The following is a 17258-nucleotide window of genomic DNA, read 5'->3' as shown; positions in this document are numbered from 1 at the left end:
TCTCTTTACTTTAAAAATGGACGGGATAAAAACATCCCCGTCCATCTGTTATAAGATTTTGTTCTTATTGTTCAAGGTTTGGAAGCTTGGAAAGTTCTTCTTCAAGTGCTTCATCTTCAAGAGGTACATATCCAACTTCTTCCGCTGCTGACTGTGAATTCTTAAGTGTATATTCCATAAATGTGTGGAATGTTTCGTTCTCTTCAAGTGCTGCGTTATTTACGTACATATATAACGGACGTGATAACGGGTAAGAGAAGTCCATTACGTTTTCAAATGTCGGCTCAACAGCTTCTTCGCTGTCAGGACCTGAGATTGAAACTGCTTTTAATGAATCTTCGTTCGCCTGGTAGAAACTGAAACCGAAGAACCCGATTGCATTCTCGTCGCCTACTACAGATGAAACGACCTGGTTTGTATCCTGGATAAGCTGAGCATCAACGCCCTCTTCGTCCATTACTTCTTCATTAAAGAAGTCGTGTGTACCATGTGACTGGTCTGGACCGTAAGCTGTGATCGGCTCTTCAGGGAAATCTTCACGAACATCCGACCAGTTTTCAGCTTCTCCTGAATAGATCATGTTCAGTTCCTCAAAAGTTAAATCTTCTACAAAATCGTTTGCCGGGTTAACTGCAACAGTTAAACCGTCAGTAGCTACAAGGAATTCTGTCCATTCAATTCCAGCGTCTTCAAGAGCATCAATTTCTTCCTGCTCGATACCGCGGGATGCGTTAGCAAATTGTGCAGTACCTTCTATCAGTGCACTGAATCCTGAACCTGTACCGTTACCGCCAAGTTCAACAGCTACACCGTGGTCAGCGTTAAAATCTTCTACTAAAAGGTTAAGTATAGGGAATACTGTTGATGAACCTTCACCTGCAATTTGTTCATCATCTTCGTTTATATTACCGCTGACTTCAGCACCTGATCCGTCTTCTGAACCTTCGTCTGTTGATGCCTCTTCACTGCTGTCTGATCCCGAACCGGAACAAGCTGCCAGAATGAACATTAAGCTCATCAGGAGTGCAGCAAGAAATAAATTCTTCTTCATAGCTAAAATTCCTCCAATTGATTTGTCTGTTAAAATATCTTACATACACATACTAACGTGTGATTGTAAATCTAAAATAAATGTATTGTTAAGATTATGTAAATACAAAAAAGACCACAATCCCGCGGATTGTGGTCTTTCATATTAATATCTGCCGTACTCGAGCTGAGTATAAAAATCATCGGCATCATAATTGTAAAGCGGTTCTTTTTCCTGTCCGTAATATATTTCGTAATACTTTTCGATAACATCCTGTCCCATAAATTGTGCCGGGAAGAACGGCACGGTACTCGGCATCGTCGGGAAGATAATTGAAAATGCCATGTCCGGATTATCATACGGAGCGTACCCGAGATATGTCTGGTTCAGTACAGGATCACCATCTCTGAAACTCTCGGCAGTTCCGGTCTTACCGGCTGCTTTCGGTTCCAGCTCATGATAGGCATCCCATCCTGTACCGTACATATCACGTGCCTCATCATGTGTATTAAATACATCGTAGAAGCCTGCTTTTATTTGTGACAGCTGATCTTCTGAGACCGGTACTGTATTAAGTACGTTTGTACCGTAGGAATTTAATACCGGACCTTTGTCATTGGCGTTTGAGCCGCGTATTTCTTTTGCCAGATGCTGCTGTACGCGTTTGCCGTCAGCTGCAAATGTTGAAATGTACTGTGACAGCTGCAGCGCTGTATACGTGTCGTACTGCCCGATACTTAAGTACAGATAGTTCATCGGATTATTCAGCTGGGGTGCAAGACCCACTGCTTCGTTCGGCAGGTCGATTCCCGTTGACACTCCGAGTCCGAACTGATTCAGCCCGTTTCGAAGTGAATAACCGGCAGTCGTCACATCTGTCGGCAGCGGCATGTTTCTCGAATACTCTTCACCCATAATCGCAAGTGCGATTTTAAACATATAGGTGTTGGAAGAAACCATTAATGCTCTCTGATCATCGATAGGCACCTGATCGTTACGGTTAAAGAATGAACTTACCGTATCCGTTCCGGAGAATTTCATCGGTTCATCAATCAGCGTTTCTCCCGTTTCAATCACATCTTCCTGATACCCTGTTGCAACTGTTGCACCCTTTACGGATGAGCCCGGTACATATGTTGCGGTAAACGTACCATAGTCGTAATCGACGATGTCTCCGTCTTCATTAATGTGTTTACCGACCATCGCAAGAATGTCACCGTTTTTCGGGTCCTGTACGACGAGCTGAACTGTATCGATGTATTCCGGGATAATCGTGTAATCGATGTCGCCCTGTCCTTCATCCATTTCAACAATTTCTTCCGCGAGTTCACGGATACCTGTTAAATGATGTTCTGCAATTTTTTCAAGTTCAAGCTGGAGTTCAATATCTATAGTAAGATACAGATCGTCTCCCGCTTTACCTTCTTTAATTGTTTCTTCGCCGGTTACTCTGCCGGACTTGTCAGTCGTGTATTTCACCTGGGGTTTTTCACCGCGGAGCACGTCTTCATACTGGAACTCGAGATATGATTTTCCTACTCTGTCGTTTCGTGAATAGCCGAGTGCCTGGTAATATTCAACCAGTTCACGCGGCAGACCTTCGTCGTTTGTCGATACTTCACCGAATACTGTACGGAGTGCGGGACCATAAGGATACGTACGCTGCCAGTCGAGCCCTGTTGAAATACCTGCCAGTTCATCGAGATCTTCATTTACTTTCGCAAACTCCTCCTCCGTTACATCTTCACTTTTAATGATGACCGGATTCAATTCCCTTGCTGTAACCATTTCCACGTACACAGCAATAATATTTAAATCTTCTTCCTTCAATACAGAATCGGCGAAATCCTCATCTATAATATCGTATGCATCTTCGTTGAACTCGCTTTGGGAAATTCCGCCATTCTCAAGTAACGTTACCTGTTCAGGCATAATCGCCGACAGTTCTCCCGGATAGTTATTAATAATGTAATCCTGCTTATCGCGGAGCGACAGACGGTCAGTGTCCATGGATATGTAGGAACTGAGCGTTTCTGCAACATTCATTATCTCGAAGTTCGACATATTTCTGTGTCTCGTAAAGTATATTGCTTTCTCGGCAGTGTTGCCGACAAGCAGATTGCCGTTACGGTCATAAATTTCACCGCGCGGGACACTCTGATTGATTTCAACATACTGCGCATTTTCCACCTGTTCCTGATATGTATCACCGAGAACAATCTGCAGATATCCGAGACGTATAATAAGAATTAAAAATAAAATAAATATTATCAGCATAACAATATTAATACGTGATCTCAGAACCTGTTTGTTTATAGCGTCCAAGCTTTTAATTTTTGCCCGTTTCAACCTGCATCAAACCCTTTTATAAAGTCCACATCATTTTAACATATTTTAATGCCGCTTTACTAAAATTAAAAAAGACAGTGGAAAAATTCCACCGTCTTTCATGTTTGTATTATTATTTAGCAGCCTGATACAGTTCGTTAACTTTATCCCAGTCTACTACGTTCCAAATAGCGCTTAAGTACTCAGGACGCTTGTTTTGGTATTTAAGGTAGTAAGCGTGCTCCCAAACGTCAACACCGAATACCGGAGTTTTACCTTCAGAAACAGGGTTGTCCTGGTTTGGAGTGCTTGTGATTTCTAAAGCACCATTGTTAACTACAAGCCAAGCCCAGCCTGAACCAAAACGGCCAGCGCCTGCTGCTTCAAATTCTTCTTTAAATTTATCAACTGAACCGAATGCAGATTCAATTGCTTCTTTTAATTCACCTGATAATTCTTTTTTCTCCGGAGAAAGTAACTCCCAGAAGAATGTGTGGTTAAGGTGTCCGCCACCGTTATTACGTACCGCAGTCTTGATGTTTTCTGGTACAGCATCTAGGTTTTTAACAATTTCTTCGATCGATTTAGACTCGAGATCAGTACCTTTAACTGCGTCGTTTAATTTTGTTACATAAGTGTTATGGTGCTTAGAGTGGTGAATCTCCATCGTTTCTTTGTCGATGTGTGGTTCTAAAGCATCATAAGCATATGGTAATTTTGGTAATTCAAAAGCCATAAATAAAAATCTCCCTTCAAAATTGTTTACATCCTAAATATAGCAATTTGATGTTAAAATAACAATTAGATTGCTTAATGTTTCTTTAAATAGGACTAAGGTCCTATTATTATACAGATTTAAGGATGAGAACATGAAATATTTTGAGTTTATTAAACGTCTTGCAACATTTAAAAAGTATCCCCTGTTTCGTACAGTACCCTTCCGGTACCTGTTATTAAACATACTGCTGCTGTCTGTTTTTATTTCACTGCCTTTTATTACTTCACTTCTGGCAACTGTGAATACATTTTCAAATCTGGATGAGGTAAGCGGCGATATTCCGGAATTTGTTATCGACAGCGGTGAATATCGGGGTGATGAAAAAATGATAGCCCTGAATGAACACAAAGTGCTGTTTACCGGTGAAATATCAAAGGACGAAGCAGATTCACTGGATGGTGAAATACTGTTTGCCTTTCTCCGCGACGGTATATTCATCAGCGACATTCAAAACGGTACGTTCAGCTACAGCTTTATCGGGGATATTAAAGATAATGAATCGCTGCAGCAGTTTATCACGGATCAGTCTGCGAGTTTATATTTTTATGTATTAATTTATATTACTATTTATGTCGTGGTTATTTACTTCCTGCTGTTTACTGTAATGCTGTTCCTGTCACTTTTCTTAAGCTTCGTTGCAAGTTTAATGAAAAAGAAAACAGATTACATGAACTGGTTTAAAATCGGCTCATATATAATGATGCTGCTGTCACTGCCGATCGGAATTGCTGCAGTGTATACCGGAATGTTTTACTGGGCAGTGCTGCTTATTGCATTATTCCCGTATATTTATTACTTTAAAAAGCTGCCGGATCAAAAGAAAACGCATTAGTAATGCAAGATGGTTACATTTATCTCAGTTTTTTATTATAATAAGATTATAAATTAGAAAGAATTTTAGATTAGGGGCTTGTATATGTCTGGAATTACACATCGTACACAAACTAGAAAAGTTAAAGTTGGCGATCTTACTATCGGCGGCGCCGATGAAATTATCATTCAAAGTATGACAACTACGAAAACACATGATGTTGAGGCAACTGTTGCTCAGATTAACGAGCTTGAAGAAGCAGGATGTCAGATTGTTCGCGTTGCATGTCCAAAAGAAGAAGATGCACTTGCGATTGCAGAAATCAAAAAACGTATCAATATACCGCTTGTTGTCGATATCCACTTCGACTATAAGCTGGCATTAATCGCAGTTGAAGGCGGAGCGGATAAAATCCGTATTAACCCGGGTAACATCGGACGCCGCGAAAAAGTGGAAGAAGTTGTTAAAGCTTGTAAGGAAAAAGGTATTCCAATCCGTATCGGGGTTAACGCAGGTAGTCTTGAACGTCATATTATTAAAAAGTACGGCTACCCTACTGCCGACGGTATGGTTGAAAGTGCACTGCACCACATTAAGATTTTAGAAGACCTCGATTTCCACGACATTATCGTTTCGATGAAAGCATCGGACGTTAACCTTGCGGTTGAAGCTTACGAAAAAGCTGCTGCGGCATTTGATTACCCGCTCCACATCGGTATTACAGAAAGCGGAACGCTGTTTGCAGGAACTGTTAAGAGTGCTGCCGGACTCGGTACTATTATTTCCAAAGGTATCGGGAACACAATGCGTATTTCACTGTCTGCCGATCCGGTTGAGGAAATTAAAGTATGTAAAGAGCTGCTGAAAGTTTTCGGACTTGCAAGTAACGCAGCCACACTGATTGCATGTCCTACATGCGGACGTATTGAAATCGATCTGATATCAATAGCAAACGAAATGGAAGAATATATTTCACACGTTAAAGCTCCGCTTAAAGTCGCAGTACTCGGCTGTGCAGTAAACGGTCCGGGTGAAGCGCGCGAAGCCGATATCGGTATCGCCGGTGCCCGCGGTGAAGGATTACTCTTCATGCACGGTAAGACTGTTCGTAAAGTACCTGAGGAAACTATGGTGGACGAGCTTAAGAAGGAAATTGATATTATGGCAGAAGCATATCATGAGAAACAGCGCCTTGAAAAAGAGGCGGAAGAAGCAGAAGCCAGATAGTGTTATAAATCCCGCTGCATTTAATATGCAGCGGGATTTTTTAGTTCTTTGCTATTTTGTAAGTAAAAATATATTATTAAACGGTCAGTCAATTACAATATAAAAGTCAGGTGCAGTTCATGAAAAAAAGTTTAAATATAATATTTCTTATCATTATCGCATTAATCCTTATTACGGTACTCGCATTCTGGGTTACGGATACAATTATCCGCCCGTCAACGGCCGTGCTGCTCGTCATTATACTCACAGCAGCAGTTATCTTAAAGAACATCATCGCGAAAAAATCTGAGGATAAAGAGCCGGATAAATAATGATACTTAAAAACCAGCCTGTAGTCTTTTAAAGATTACAGGCTGGTTTTATTTTATCTTTTACTTACTGACACTTTTCACATAAACCGTACAGTTCTATTTTGTGGCTGTTAATTTTAACGCCGTTCAGCTCGTTTTCCCACGTTTCCACCGGACAGTACCGGACGACTTTTGTCTCTCCGCACTGTTCACAGATGAAGTGATGGTGATGATGATCGGTACAGGATATTTTGTACTGCATTTCCCCGCTGAATGTTGTCTGTTCCAGTACATTGATGTCTTTAAGCGTATGCAGATTACGGTAAATCGTATCATAACTGATCCCGGGATAGTCCTGATTCATCATTTCCTGGATTTCTTTTGCAGATAAATATCTTTCGTCTTCCATAAATATCTCTATCATGCGAAGACGTTTTTTCGTTACTTTAAATTTCGCTTCTTTGAGCATCTCTTTATAGTCAACCAGTTCTTTGTGCATTCCTGACAACTCCTACACGATTTAGTACCAGCGTACATAGTAATATTGCGACTGAGACAAGTACAATTGTGCCGCCCGGTGAGATATTCAGGTGGAATCCGAGGAACAGCCCTGCGATTACTGAAATCTCTCCGAAAATTATGCTGACAGCCATAAGCTGTTTGAAACTTGAAGTGATTCTCATAGCACTCGCGACCGGCAGTGTCATCATTGCGCTCACAAGCAGTATGCCGACGATGCGCATGGATGCACTGATAACCAGCGCGACTAGTACGATAAATATAATGTGAATATATTTGCTTAACTTCATTACGCCTGCGTATTCTTCATCGAATGATATGAAAAACATTTCCTTATATAAGAAGAATACAAACAGCAGCACGATAATGCCGATGATTCCGATGAGTATCATATCATTAAAACTCACTGCACTGATGCTTCCGAACAGATATCCGAACAGATCCTGGTTAAAGCCGTTCGCGAGCGACAAAAACAGGACGCTCAGTGCAATACCGAGACTCATAATTATCGGGATGGCGATTTCGGAATAATGTTTATACAGGCCGCGCAGTCTTTCAATGCCGAGAGCGCCGATAACTGAAAACACGATACCCGATATAACCGGATTGATAATGATATTAAACACCGACGTTAAATACACGCCGAATGCGATACCGCCAAGTGCAACATGGCTAAGTGCATCGGCAATCAGCGACAGTCTTCTCACAACGATAAACGTACCGAGGAGCGGTGCAATGAGCCCGACAATAATACCGCTTATAAATGAATACTTCATAAAGTCATAGTTGAAAATTGCCTCGATCATTTACAGCACTCCCTCTGGTGATTATGCGATACAAGCTGCAGCGGGAAACCGTATATTTTCGACAGCTCCGCCTCACCGAGATTTTGGAATTCCGTATTCGTACCGTGGAAATGAAGATGTTCGTTCAGACACGCCACTTTATCGGCATTATCGACGACGACACCGATATCATGTGTCACGAGCAGAATCGTTACATTTTGTTCTTTTAGTTTTAACAGTACGTTGTAAAAATCCTTAACATGTCTGCTGTCGATGCCCTCAGTCGGTTCATCCAGCACTAAAATAGACGGTTCGTTAATCAATGCCCGCGCGATAAACACACGCTGGGCCTGCCCCCCTGACAAATTCGACACGTTCTGGTGTTTAATGTGTTCAATATCGAGCAGCTTTAATGTTTTATCCAGCTGTTCATTGTCCTGTTTAGTAAATCGTCTAAACAGACCTTTTTCTTTTGTCAGACCGCTCAGTACGACTTCTTTTACCGTGGCTGGAAATCCTTTGGCGTGAGCTGCGGCTTTTTGTGAAACGTAGCCGATTTCCTGCCATGCATTAAATGATTTACGGTTTTTACCGTTGATCAGTATATTACCCTGCTGCAGTTTATACACACCGAGGATTAATTTTAAAAGTGTCGATTTACCTGAACCATTTGGCCCGACAATCGCTAAAAATTCCCCTTCATTAATCGAAAAGGAAATGTTTTGAAGAGCCGGTGTTGCTTCCAGCTTATCTTTATATTCATATGTTACATTTTTTATTTCAAATACAGGCACAGCCATTAACAAGACTCCTTTTAATTATGTCCTGATATATATTACAGTAATCGTTCCGTTTTGTAAATAGGAATCATTACGAAAAGGGCACCTCCGATGGAGGTGCCCTGTGAATTTAACTATTCCAGTACTGATACGTCAGGATTAATTTTAATTAATAAGCCCGGGTCGAATTCCCCTGATTTAATCATGTCAATTTCGTGTTTGTAAGGTGCAACACGATTTTTCTTATCCGGACCGACAAATGGAGTTTCTAAAATTTTTGGAATGCCGGTGAATTCCGGATGGTTAATGATATAGTTCAGTGCATCGAAACCGATGTGGCCGAAGCCGAAGTTTTCATGTCTGTCTTTATGTGCGCCGACAGGATTTTTGGAATCATTCATGTGCAGCACTTTAATGCGGTCGATGCCGACAATTTTATCAAACTCATTTAACACACCGTCAAAGTCGTTTCTAATATCGTAGCCTGCATCGTGAACGTGACATGTATCAAATGTCACGCTCAGACGTTCATTGTTCGTGACGCCGTCCATAATGTGTGCAATCTCATCAAAAGTACGTCCGATTTCAGAACCTTTTCCTGCCATCGTCTCAAGTGCAATCTGAACATCGTTATCGTTTGACAGCACTTCATTCAGACCTTTAATAATCTGTTTGATTCCTGCTTCGCTGCCCGCTCCGACATGTGCGCCCGGATGAAGAACAATCTGTTTTGCGCCCAGTGCCTCAGTACGGACAATCTCTTCCTGTAAAAACTCAACACCTAAATTAAATACATGATCTTTTTGAGTATTTGCGATATTAATAATATAAGGCGCATGCACGACGAAATTTGTAATACCAAGTTCCGCCATTGCTTTTTGCCCTTTTTCGATATTCAGATCTTCAATTTTTTTACGGCGCGTATTTTGCGGCGCACCGGTATAAATCATAAATGTAGATGCACCATAACCAGCTGCAGTCGTCACCGACTCCTCCAGCATTTTCTTACCGCTCATCGAAACATGTGATCCCAATAACATTTATATCAACCTCTACTTATTGTCTTTTTTATTTCTTTTCTTTTCGTTGCGTGATTTAGCCTTGGCATAGCGTCTGCGCTCCTGGCGCTCAAGTTCTTCTTTCTGGAACTTGATTTTCTTCTTGTATCCCGGCTTTACTTTTTTAGGAGCGCGTACTTTGTAGTTTTGCGATTTGTTTGTTTTTGAACGTTTGCTTCTGCCTGCACGCATCGTACGGTCTTTAATTGATTTTAATTCACCGCCGCGGATATCTTCATGATTGAATACATATCCTTTTTCTTCAAGTGTATCGATTTCGTTCTCTTCACTCGGTTCGTAAAGTGTAATCGCCACACCGCTGTATGAACCGCGTCCGACACGCCCTACTCTGTGTGTAAAGAATTCTATCTGCTTCGGAATGTCATAGTTAATAACATGTGATGCTCCGTCAAAGTCAAGTCCGCGTGCTGCAAGATCACTTGCAACGACCCAGTGGTAGTCCAGATTTTCAATCTTTTTAATTTCCTGACTGCGCTCACGGGGCTTCAGTCCGCCGTGGAATAACCCGACGTTAACTCCTGCTTCTTTTAAGTAAGCAAACAGTTCGTCGGCACGTTCACGTGAATTGGCAAAAATTAATCCGATATACGGTGTAATATTTTGTGTCAGCTGAAGCGTCTTCTCCAGTCTGCCTGTTCCTTTTACAGGTACAAGACTGTAATGAATAGACGCTTTGTTAAGCGGCGTATCAATTACAATAATTTCCGTCTCGCCAATATATTTTTCCATAAAGTGTTTTAACGGTTCAGGGATAGTGGCAGAAAACACAAGAAACTGACTTGCTGTCGAAATGCGGTTCGAAATATAGTCAACATCCGCCATAAAGCCGAGGTCTACCATCAGGTCTGCTTCATCGATTACGACAGTTTTGGCTGCGTGAATATCGAGTGCCTGATTATCGATTAAATCTTTTATTCTCGTCGGTGTACCGATAACAAGCTGCGGATTTTGACGTGCACGTTCTTCGTCTCGTTTCATTTCCGTTCCGCCGATAAATGCACGGCAGCTGATTTCTTCATATGACTCAAGAACTTTTTTCGCCATACCTTCCAGCTGTTTTGCAAGTTCTCTCGTCGGCGCCATTACGATGACCTGCGGCGTCTTTTGTGTTTCATCGATATTATAAATCAGCGGCAGTAAAAAGGCGTGGCTTTTCCCGCTGCCTGTTGCCGACTGTGCTACGACGTTGCTGCCTTTTAAGATACGCGGTATAACGCGCTCCTGTACCATTGTCGGGTGTGTAAACCCGATGCGCCCGATCGTGTCGAGCATCGTATTGTTAAATTCAAATCTTTTAAATGCATTTGACATATATGTCACCTGTCCCTTTCAAACTCCTCATCAATTATAACCAAAAACGCATATTTACGCTATAATAATCGTTCAGCCATTTGGATGATTTGAATATCCCGTAAAATTAAGTATAATCAAATGTAAGGAGGAGTTCTACTTATGGATATTATTAAAATCTCACCGCGCGGTTACTGTTACGGTGTTGTCGATGCAATGGTGATTGCGCGCAATGCTTCACTGGATCAGTCACTGCCGCGTCCTATATATATTTTAGGCATGATTGTACACAATAAACATGTGACGGATGCATTTGAAGAAGAAGGCATCATCACACTTGACGGTCCTAACCGTCTGGAAATCCTCGAACAGATCGAGAGCGGTACAGTAATCTTTACTGCACACGGTGTCTCACCGCAGGTCAAAGCACGTGCCAGGGAAAAAGGACTTGTCTGCATCGATGCAACTTGTCCGGATGTAGAATTTACCCACGATCTGATCAGGGAAAAAACTGCCGATGATTACGATGTCATTTACATCGGTAAAAAAGACCATCCTGAACCGGAAGGCGCTATGGGTGTTGCACCGGACCACGTTCACTTAATTGAAACTCTCGATGATGTTGCAGAACTGCCGGCGTACCTTACTGATAAAAAACTGATTGTAACAAACCAGACGACAATGAGTCAGTGGGATGTCAGCCATATTATGGATGAGCTGAAAGTTCAGTTCCCGCACATCGAAGTGCATAAGGAAATCTGTCTTGCGACCCAGGTCAGACAGGAAGCAGTTGCCGAACAGGCAGGAGAAGCTGATCTCTTAATCGTTGTCGGCGACCCTAAGAGTAACAACTCAAACCGTCTGACTCAGGTATCGAAAGAAATCGCACATACGAATGCTTACCGTATCAGTTCTTTAAACGACCTGAAAAACGAATGGCTTGAGGGCGTTGAAAAAGTTGCAGTTACAGCAGGCGCTTCAACTCCGACACCTATTGTGAAGGAAGTCATTACGTATATTAAAAATTATAATATCGAACAGCAGGAAGCGCCGAAGTCTTCAGTACCTATGGCTAAAATTCTGCCGAAGATTAAAAACCCTGAACCGGTTAAAATTATGGAATAAAAAAATGCGGAATCTGAATTTCAGATTCCGCATTTTTCTTTATTCAAATGGGTTTGTTGATACGCCGGAAGCACTAACAGGAACATCAATGCGTTCTTTAATCAGTTCTCTCAGTCCTTCTGTCATTAAGACTTCAAGATAATGTCCTGCATCGATAATGTTATAACCGGCCTGTTTTGAATCATATGCTTCATGATACTTCACATCACCGGTAATCAGCACATCTGCGCCGCTGTTAAATACCATACCGGCAAAGCTCATGCCGGAACCCCCGATAATTGCCGCTTTTTTAATGATACGGTCGTTGCCTTTAACGACGTTCACAGTTTTCAGTCCGGTCTTCTCCTCGATTAACTGAACGAGACTGCCTAGCGTATCACCGTAGTCAAACATCACGCCAAGACCTGTATCAGCCTTACGGTCAAGACTGAAAATATCATACGCCGGCTCTTCGTATGGATGATATCGTTTAACTGCATCGATCACGGCTTGTTGATCTCTTCCGTCAAAAATACATTCGATAACATATTCATCCACGTATTCAAGCGTCCCGGGTGTCCCTATTGTCGGATTGGACGTACTGCCCGGCTTAAACTGTCCGTGTACCTCATACTCAAAACTGACTTCTGAATAATCCCCCATGTTCCCGACAGACGCATTTTTCAAAAGATTATCCTTGAAGGTATTTTTATCCTCAGCGTTAATATTCACTCTGAGTTTTTTAAAATTACCGACTTCAGGCAGCAGTATTTCAGTTTCCGGGTAGCCTAATGCTTTGGCAATCATATGGCTGACACCATTTTTTTGATGATCCAGGTTCGTATGCATTGCAATCAGATTAATATCATTTTTAATCAGTTTACGAATCACAGCGCCCGGTCCTTTATTCACGACTTTCGACAAATCGGGAAAAATAAGCGGGTGATGACTGATAATGACATTCGCATTCATCATCACAGCTTCATCAACAGTTTCCATACTGCAGTCGAGCGCCGTTAAAATTCCCGTCACCTCATCATCTTCATCACCGATCAAAAGACCTGTATTATCCCATTTCTCACTGTCTGAAAACGGGGCAATTTCATTCAGCTGATTTAATAAATTACTTACCTTTAACATTCCCGAGCACCTCATCGACATATTTAAGATTAGATTCAAGTCTCGTGACTTTATCTATATTCTTCTCTCTATCGTTGATACCATTTAATATTTTTTCTATATGACTCTTTTCACGTTCCAGCTGGCCGATAAACACCGGTTCTCTCTTGTCAATATTTACAGGTCCGAAACGCAGCTCGGCTTCGCTGTATTCAACAGGGTCCTCCGAGTAATCAAAGACAAGAATATCATAGAAATACGGTCCGTCCTTTAACTGCAGTTCATCTGTAATTTTGTAATTATGCTGTGCCATAATTTTACGTATCGGGTACGGATAAGTATTCGCCTGTGTAATAAAGCGGGGCTTGCCGTGAACAAACTGCATGCCTTCCTCGATAATTTCGGCGATTAACGGACCACCCATGCCGCAAATAGTAATCGTATCGACATCATCCATACTGCGCAGTACGGATAAACCGTCACCCAGTCTGATTTTAATTAACTCCGATAACTTGTGCTGCTGCACGTTTTTAACAGAAGATTCGTATGGTCCGCGTACAATTTCTCCGCAGATTGCTTTTTTAATAATGTTATTTTCAACAGCATAAATCGGTAAATATGCATGATCAGAACCGATATCAACAAGCGCATCCCCGGTAATATAATCCGATACTGCCTTAAGTCTTTGGTTTAACATTTCCTCACTCCTGTATTAAAAAAAGACCCCCATCATTGAGAGTCTTTTTTATAAGTAATTATTGTTCAGAGAAGAACTGGTATAAAGCTGTTAGCTCCTCGTCAGCAATCTGATCTGCTGAGAAGGCAGGCATTGAGCCTTGTCCGTCACGTACGATTGACGTGAATCCTTCTTCATCAAGACTAGTTCCAGCTAATGCAGGACCCATTGCGCCGCTGAAGTCTTGTCCGTGACATGAAGCACAGTTATCGCGAGCGATTCCTTCTGCATCAACGTCGCCGCTTGAAGCTTCTTCGCCGCCGCCTGATTCCTCAGTACCTTCTTCAGTTGCTACATCTTCTTCACCGTCGTCAGTTGCGCCTAAACCTGAAAGTAAGAACACAAGTCCGATTCCTAAGAAAATAATCAGTAAGAATGGAATTATAGGATTTTTATTCATTAATGTTACCCCCTCTTCTGTTATTCATGTTATCTCATATATAATTGTATCTCAAATTGTGTCAAAGTCAAAACAATTTTGATAAAATATTACACTCTTAATCCATAAAGTCTTTTAGTTTCTTGCTTCTTGACGGATGTCTGAGTTTACGAAGTGCCTTCGCTTCAATTTGTCTGATACGTTCGCGTGTAACACCGAATACTTTACCTACCTCTTCCAGTGTGCGCGTTCGGCCGTCGTCCAGTCCGAAACGGAGACGGAGTACATTTTCTTCACGGTCTGTTAAAGTATCGAGTACGTCTTCAAGCTGTTCTTTTAACAGCTCATACGCTGCATGATCCGACGGGCTCTGTGCTTCCTGGTCTTCGATAAAGTCACCAAGATGACTGTCATCTTCTTCACCAATCGGTGTTTCAAGAGATACAGGCTCCTGTGCAATCTTAAGAATTTCACGAACCTTTTCAGCAGGCAGGTCCATTTCTTCACCGATTTCTTCCGGTGTCGGTTCACGTCCTAAATCCTGCAGCAGCTGGCGTTGAATACGAATCAGTTTGTTGATCGTTTCGACCATATGCACAGGGATTCGGATCGTTCTTGCCTGGTCGGCAATCGCACGTGTAATCGCCTGACGGATCCACCACGTTGCGTACGTCGAGAATTTAAATCCTTTTGTAAAGTCGAATTTTTCCACTGCTTTAATCAGACCCATGTTACCTTCCTGAATTAAATCGAGGAAGAGCATTCCACGTCCGACATAGCGTTTTGCAATACTTACAACAAGGCGGAGGTTTGCTTCAGCAAGACGGCTTCTGGCAATATCATCACCCTGTTCGATACGTTTTGCCAGTTCCACTTCTTCTGCTGCGGTCAGTAAATCCACGCGGCCGATTTCTTTTAAGTACATACGCACAGGGTCGTTGATTTTAACGCCCGGAGGTGCACTCATATCAGAAAGATCGAGTTTTTCATCTGTATCAGCTGCGTCTTTTTCATTGATCATCTGAATTTCATTTTCGTTCAGTTCCTCGAAAAATTCATCCATTGCATCTGAATCCAGTTCGAAGTTTGCAAGCTTATCTGCAACTTCTTCGTGGGACAGCTGTCCGTCTTTCTTCCCTTTTTCCAGCAGGAACGCTTTTGCCTGTTCGACAGTTGTGAAATCCACTTCTTTCGGTTCAACTGTAATTGCTTTTTTCTTCGCCATACTGTGCCTCCTAAGTTATAAAAACTACATTTTGTGTATCCGGTTAAGCTCAATCAACTGCTGAGTCAGCTTAATCTGCAGTTCCATATCGTTGTCACGTTCCGCAACTTCCAATTTGCGGTAAATTTCCTGTTTTTCGTATTCACTATTTCTTATACCACTTAAATCTTCAAGATAATCATTTATTTCACTATGTGAGACGTCTTCATGAATCGACATTCCGTCGAGTTCTATGAGTGTGTCCGTCAGTGCAGGATCAAGATAGTTAAGGGCCATCGAAATATCGAATTCTCCGTGCGCCTCAAAATAAGCACAAAGTCCTCTCATTATATCATAATAAGGACGGTACGTTAAGACATTCTCATCAAGCGCATCCCTGTATTCAAGCAGAAATTCGCGGTTAGCCATCATTAATTTAGTTAAGTAGCGCTCTTTTTTCTGACGAAGTGTCATCTGTTCCCTTACAGGTTCAGGAATACGGTAGTCAGGTTCCTGTCTGACGGGTTCCGGTATAATGCCGGAAAGCGCCTGCTTATCCACACCGAAAATCGAACTGATGGTTACGATGAGCCGTTCCGCCGTCAGGTGGTCCCTGACAAACTGCAGGTCCCCTGCCAGCGTGTTCAGGTGCTGCGTCAGTTTCATGTCGTTCTCCTTAGCCTCATGACGCAGCACTTCCGCTTTAAAATGCAGATAATGCTGCTGCTCATCCGCGATAAACTGCTCGAACTTTTCAGCACCGAACGTTTCGATATATTCATCCGGATCCATTTTATCCGGGATTTTCTGTACGTAGACATTCAGTCCGCGTTTCAGCAGTGTGTCCCCGACTTTCAACGTGGCATTACGGCCTGCTGAGTCCCCGTCAAACATAATAGTAACGTTTGAAGACAGCCTTTCCAGCAGGCTCACGTTCTCCTGACTGAGTTCGGTTCCCATCGTTGCAACGATATGTTTAACTTTCGTCGTTTTAACTTTCAGAACATCGAGATGCCCTTCCATTAAAATGATATTATCAAGTTTTCTCACATGCTTTCTCGCATCGTGCAGATTAAAAAACAGTTCGCGCTTTTTGAAGGTTTCCGTTTCGGGAGTGTTTAAATATTTCGGTTCACTGCCGTCTATACTTCTCGCGGTATAACCGACCAGGTGCCCCTGATGATTTTTAATGGGAATCATAATACGGCCGACAAAACGGTCGTAATATGAGAAGTTTTCTTCATTTCTCGAGACAAGTCCGGCCTGATAGGCAGTTTCTTCATTGTAGCCCTGTTCCAGCAGCGCATTCGTTGCAAACTTCGGCATATCCGGCGCATAACCGATCTGTTCCGAGCGGATTAACTCCATCGGGAATCCCCGGTCGAGTAAATACTGCAGCGCTTTTTCACCTTCGTTTGTATTGACGAGCAGCTGATGGTACAGTCCCGTCATATATTCATGCATACGGATAAACGTCATATCGCTTTCTGCAATATTGCTCGTTTGTGTATCTATTTTTATGTTCAGCGGTTCTCCGAGTTTTGCAGCCGCTTCAGCGAATGACATATTCTCAATTTCCATCAGAAACTGGAATACGTTGCCGCCTTTTTTACAGCCGAAACAATGTGCGATCTGCTTTTCCGGGCTGACTGAAAAAGACGGTGTTTTTTCGTCGTGAAACGGACAGAGACCAACATAGTTCCGTCCGCGCCGTTCAAGTTTTATGTAACTTGCCACCAGCTCGGTAATGTCGGTCTCGTCTTTTATTTTAGCTATGGTTTCCTCGGGTATTCTCACATA

17 protein-coding genes are annotated in these 17258 nt (G+C 42.2%); 4 read left to right on the top strand and 13 right to left on the bottom strand.

What is annotated here, in order from left to right; genetic code table 11:
* Positions 1–64: 64 nt before the first annotated feature.
* The 3 genes from RZ44_RS03750 to RZ44_RS03740 form a co-directional block, all read right to left on the bottom strand.
* Positions 65–1051 (bottom strand): phosphate ABC transporter substrate-binding protein PstS family protein, encoded by a 987-nt coding sequence (locus RZ44_RS03750; RefSeq protein WP_035808648.1) that lies wholly within the window; start codon positions 1049–1051, stop codon positions 65–67.
* Positions 1052–1195: 144 nt separating this feature from the next.
* Positions 1196–3307 (bottom strand): peptidoglycan D,D-transpeptidase FtsI family protein, encoded by a 2112-nt coding sequence (locus tag RZ44_RS03745; protein WP_081962409.1) that lies wholly within the window; start codon positions 3305–3307, stop codon positions 1196–1198.
* A 184-nt stretch (positions 3308–3491) separates the two neighbouring features.
* Positions 3492–4094, bottom strand: coding sequence for a superoxide dismutase (locus tag RZ44_RS03740; RefSeq protein WP_035808645.1), 603 nt, complete (start codon positions 4092–4094; stop codon positions 3492–3494).
* 133 nt (positions 4095–4227) lie between these two features.
* Between RZ44_RS03740 and RZ44_RS03735 the strand changes: the two genes are divergently transcribed.
* The 3 genes from RZ44_RS03735 to RZ44_RS03725 all read left to right on the top strand — a co-directional run bounded on the left by RZ44_RS03735 (position 4228) and on the right by RZ44_RS03725 (position 6485).
* On the top strand, positions 4228–4968 hold the full coding sequence (locus tag RZ44_RS03735) for a DUF1189 family protein (protein WP_035808644.1): 741 nt from the start codon (positions 4228–4230) through the stop codon (positions 4966–4968).
* 78 nt (positions 4969–5046) lie between these two features.
* Complete coding sequence (gene ispG, locus RZ44_RS03730) at positions 5047–6174, top strand: flavodoxin-dependent (E)-4-hydroxy-3-methylbut-2-enyl-diphosphate synthase (RefSeq protein ID WP_141638977.1); 1128 nt, start codon at positions 5047–5049, stop codon at positions 6172–6174.
* A 119-nt stretch (positions 6175–6293) separates the two neighbouring features.
* The gene (locus RZ44_RS03725; protein WP_035808640.1) at positions 6294–6485 is read left to right on the top strand and encodes a hypothetical protein; all 192 of its coding nucleotides are present in this window, start codon (positions 6294–6296) and stop codon (positions 6483–6485) included.
* 64 nt (positions 6486–6549) lie between these two features.
* Here the strand turns inward: RZ44_RS03725 and RZ44_RS03720 are convergent, their stop codons facing one another.
* The 5 genes from RZ44_RS03720 to RZ44_RS03700 form a co-directional block, all read right to left on the bottom strand.
* Entirely contained in the window at positions 6550–6963 is a 414-nt protein-coding gene (locus RZ44_RS03720) for a Fur family transcriptional regulator (protein ID WP_035808638.1), read from the bottom strand.
* Entirely contained in the window at positions 6944–7789 is an 846-nt protein-coding gene (locus RZ44_RS03715) for a metal ABC transporter permease (protein ID WP_035808636.1), read from the bottom strand. The genes RZ44_RS03720 and RZ44_RS03715 overlap by 20 nt, the downstream gene beginning before the upstream one ends.
* On the bottom strand, positions 7786–8568 hold the full coding sequence (locus RZ44_RS03710) for a metal ABC transporter ATP-binding protein (protein ID WP_035808634.1): 783 nt from the start codon (positions 8566–8568) through the stop codon (positions 7786–7788). Before RZ44_RS03710 ends, RZ44_RS03715 begins: the two co-directional genes overlap by 4 nt.
* Before the next feature lie 113 nt (positions 8569–8681).
* Positions 8682–9587, bottom strand: coding sequence for a deoxyribonuclease IV (locus RZ44_RS03705; protein ID WP_035808632.1), 906 nt, complete (start codon positions 9585–9587; stop codon positions 8682–8684).
* Between the two features lie 12 nt (positions 9588–9599).
* Positions 9600–10937, bottom strand: a complete 1338-nt coding sequence (locus RZ44_RS03700; protein WP_035808630.1) for a DEAD/DEAH box helicase — start codon at positions 10935–10937, stop codon at positions 9600–9602.
* 141 nt (positions 10938–11078) lie between these two features.
* Here RZ44_RS03700 and RZ44_RS03695 point away from each other — a divergent pair, with 141 nt between their 5' ends.
* On the top strand, positions 11079–12041 hold the full coding sequence (locus RZ44_RS03695) for a 4-hydroxy-3-methylbut-2-enyl diphosphate reductase (protein WP_035808626.1): 963 nt from the start codon (positions 11079–11081) through the stop codon (positions 12039–12041).
* A gap of 39 nt (positions 12042–12080) precedes the next feature.
* Here the strand turns inward: RZ44_RS03695 and RZ44_RS03690 are convergent, their stop codons facing one another.
* From RZ44_RS03690 to dnaG, 5 genes are all read right to left on the bottom strand, one after another.
* Positions 12081–13160 (bottom strand): Nif3-like dinuclear metal center hexameric protein, encoded by a 1080-nt coding sequence (locus RZ44_RS03690; RefSeq protein ID WP_035808624.1) that lies wholly within the window; start codon positions 13158–13160, stop codon positions 12081–12083.
* Positions 13144–13836 carry a tRNA (adenine(22)-N(1))-methyltransferase gene (locus tag RZ44_RS03685; RefSeq protein ID WP_035808622.1) on the bottom strand — a complete coding sequence of 231 codons (693 nt, stop codon included), beginning with the start codon at positions 13834–13836 and terminating at the stop codon, positions 13144–13146. The genes RZ44_RS03690 and RZ44_RS03685 overlap by 17 nt, the downstream gene beginning before the upstream one ends.
* A gap of 58 nt (positions 13837–13894) precedes the next feature.
* Positions 13895–14275 carry a c-type cytochrome gene (locus tag RZ44_RS03680; protein WP_035808620.1) on the bottom strand — a complete coding sequence of 127 codons (381 nt, stop codon included), beginning with the start codon at positions 14273–14275 and terminating at the stop codon, positions 13895–13897.
* 97 nt (positions 14276–14372) lie between these two features.
* Positions 14373–15479: an RNA polymerase sigma factor RpoD gene (rpoD, locus tag RZ44_RS03675; RefSeq protein ID WP_035808618.1), complete on the bottom strand. Its 1107-nt coding sequence runs from the start codon at positions 15477–15479 to the stop codon at positions 14373–14375.
* A gap of 24 nt (positions 15480–15503) precedes the next feature.
* On the bottom strand, positions 15504–17255 hold the full coding sequence (gene dnaG, locus RZ44_RS03670) for a DNA primase (RefSeq protein WP_035808616.1): 1752 nt from the start codon (positions 17253–17255) through the stop codon (positions 15504–15506).
* Positions 17256–17258: the final 3 nt, after the last annotated feature.

Source organism: Jeotgalicoccus saudimassiliensis (genome assembly GCF_000756715.1).
GTDB classification, from domain to species: Bacteria; Bacillota; Bacilli; order Staphylococcales; family Salinicoccaceae; genus Jeotgalicoccus; species Jeotgalicoccus saudimassiliensis.
This window is presented reverse-complemented; position numbering and strand designations above follow the sequence as displayed.